Consider the following 2,293-nt stretch of genomic DNA (forward strand, 5'->3'; position numbering starts at 1 on the left):
CCCTAATTAAGGTTCTACCCAACGGCCATCGGCTTTAATTAAATTAATCAACTCGCTTACACCTTCACTTTCGGGGACCCGTTTAATTTCCTCGCGACCGCGATAAAGGGAGATATAACCGGCCTGTTTCCCCACATAACCATAGTCTGCGTCGGCCATTTCTCCCGGTCCGTTGACAATACAACCCATAACGGCGATATCGAGTCCAGTGAGGTGTTGAGTCGCTGCCCGCACTTGCTGCAGGACATCTTCTAAATTAAAAAGAGTGCGACCACAGGAAGGACAGGCGACATATTCGACCATGGTTTTCCGCAGTCCCAGGGCCTGGAGAATGCTGTAACAGACGGGAATTTCCTTTTCGGGAGCTTCCGTCAGAGAAACGCGAATCGTATCACCAATACCGTCCGCTAAGAGAGTGGCAATCCCGGCAGTGGATTTAATTCGTCCGTATTCCCCATCTCCTGCCTCAGTAACACCCAAATGTAGGGGATAATCCATACCTAACTCGTCCATGCGCTTAACCATGAGACGATAGGCGGCCACCATCACCGGCACGCGGGAAGCTTTCAGGGAAACCACCAGATTGCGAAAATCGAGGGATTCGCAGATGCGGATAAATTCTAAAGCCGACTGTACCATTCCTTCGGGGGTGTCGCCGTAGGTAAAGAGCATTCTTTCGGCCAGAGAACCGTGGTTAACGCCGATTCGCATCGCTTTATCTTGATCTCGCAGGGAAATCACTAAAGGTTTCAGTGTTTCGGCTATTTTTTCGCCAATTTCATCAAATTCTGCTTGACTATACTCGCTGCGGTCGGCCTTCGGTTTCTCGAAAACGTACAAACCGGGGTTAATCCGCACTTTATCGACGTGCTTGGCCACTTCTAGAGCGATTTTCATACCGTTGTGATGTACATCGGCTACTAACGGCACGGGTTGATAGGTGGCGAGCAGTTTTTCCCTAATTTTAGCTAAAGCGGTGGCGTGGGACAGACTCGGCACGGTGACGCGGACAATTTCACAGCCGATTTCATGGAGGCGACGGATACCGGCCACGGAACCATCTATATCAAGGGTATCCTCGTTAATCATCGACTGCACGACCACGGGATAACCACCACCGATGGTAACGCTACCTACCCGGACGGGACGGGTTTTGCGTCGGTGAATCGTGGTGTCGAATTCGGAGGCAGTTGCGGGAGGTTTGAGCGTCGATTCCAAGGTTTGCATAGGACTATCACCAACAATCACTCTCCCTATTCTCTCAAAGAACAGCAACAGATTCTAGCCACTCTAATAAAATTGGGTTAAAACGGTCGGGACATTCATCCTGTAAACAATGACCGGCCTGGGCAAATTCTATATATTTAATCCTAGGATTAATGGAGACAAAACCCTGAGCTAACTGGACGGGAACCATCCGATCTTGTTTGCCCCAACACAATAAAATCGGGATTTCTAAGCGTGGTAAAATTAACTTTGCCGGTGGACAATATTCGGGATGATTGACAGCTTGTGCTAGGGAAATAAAGGCCTCGGCTGCCCCCTCATCTAGGGTTGGTGCGGCGATAATTTGTACTAATTCGTCGCTGACTGCTTTCTTGTCTTCGTAGGCAATTCCTGTCCATTTTTTCAAGACTTGCGGACGACGCAGATAGTAAAAAATCGGTTTTAATAGCCAAGGGGAAGTGAAAAAGTTTTCGATGGGAGTGACGATATTTAATAACCAATCGGCGATCATTTCCCGCCGACGGCTGACATCGGGTAAACTGAGCATAACTAATCCGGCTACCATTTCCGGGTATTTACCCGCTAATGCCATACTAACTAAAGAACCGATCGAATTTCCCACTAATACCACCGGTCTATTGATAAAAGTTTGCCAGAAATCGTGTATTTGTTCCACCCAGAGATTAACGGTATAGGGAACTTGCACTTTACGCGAACCACCGAAACCTAATAAATCTACCGCGTAAACTCGATGATTTTGGCTGAGGATAGGTATATTATGGCGCCAATGTTCGATCGCCGCTCCAAATCCGTGCAGTAAAATTAAAGGGGGGTTATCGGCATCTTGGGGGTTTTTTGCCGGCATAAAACTATAACGAATTTGCCAACCGCGCCACACCCAATCCCGTTGATAACCGATACGTTCTGTCCAAGCTGGTGAAGTTGTCACTTAAGTCAAACAATTAAGAGGTTTTCAGGAAATATCACTCTAAGTAGGTAGGCGTTAAAAATTATCAGATGCCCCCCTTATTAAGGGGGGACTAAGGGGGGATCGGCACCCCCCTTA

2 protein-coding genes are annotated in these 2,293 nt (G+C 48.0%); both read right to left on the reverse strand.

Annotated elements, in window-relative coordinates:
• Positions 1-6: 6 nt before the first annotated feature.
• On the reverse strand, positions 7-1,227 hold the full coding sequence (gene ispG / locus IQ242_RS22850) for a (E)-4-hydroxy-3-methylbut-2-enyl-diphosphate synthase (protein ID WP_193961525.1): 1,221 nt from the start codon (positions 1,225-1,227) through the stop codon (positions 7-9).
• Positions 1,228-1,261: 34 nt separating this feature from the next.
• A complete protein-coding gene (locus tag IQ242_RS22855; RefSeq protein ID WP_193961526.1) occupies positions 1,262-2,176 on the reverse strand; it encodes an alpha/beta fold hydrolase in 915 nt (304 codons plus the stop codon).
• Positions 2,177-2,293 lie beyond the last annotated feature (117 nt).

Origin of the sequence: Microcystis sp. LEGE 08355 (genome assembly GCF_015207185.1) — a bacterium.
Lineage (GTDB): Bacteria > Cyanobacteriota > Cyanobacteriia > Cyanobacteriales > Microcystaceae > Microcystis > Microcystis panniformis.